Annotated in this window: 1 pseudogene; it reads right to left on the bottom strand. The window is 47.3% G+C overall.

Annotation, left to right across the window (positions count from 1 at the left end):
- A pseudogene (locus R5R67_RS19620) lies at window positions 1-368 on the bottom strand (terminase); the annotation flags it as partial.

The raw sequence follows: 368 nt of genomic DNA, 5'->3' as shown, positions 1-368 counted from the left end.
GTAGCCCCAAAATCCCAAGCCCTAACTTGTTTCAATACATCCGCAGGCAAAGCATCAACAATTTGAATATTGTCGGGCTTAAAAAAACCGCCTGCTGGCGGTGATGGCATTTGTCGGTACTGCCCGGCAAATACATATGGTGCTGCTTGCTCCATTAGCCTCAATTTTTGGATATTGTGTTTTGCTGGCCACAGTGCGGATCCGTCTTCCTGAATAGCTGAAAGACATAGATGCTCCCACACTTCACCGTTACCACCAGCTACAGGAACGCCGTCTTTTCTATCACCTAGCAACCATCCAGCTAAATCATCTTCATGAAGTCGCTGCATAATCACAATGATCGGCGTATCTGGCGAGTTAGTACGCGA

The organism is Acinetobacter sp. OYA S30 (assembly GCF_033599315.1).
Taxonomy (GTDB): Bacteria; Pseudomonadota; Gammaproteobacteria; order Pseudomonadales; family Moraxellaceae; genus Acinetobacter; species Acinetobacter baumannii.
Note: the sequence above shows the minus strand (reverse complement) of the source record. Positions and strands in the feature narration are given on the sequence as shown.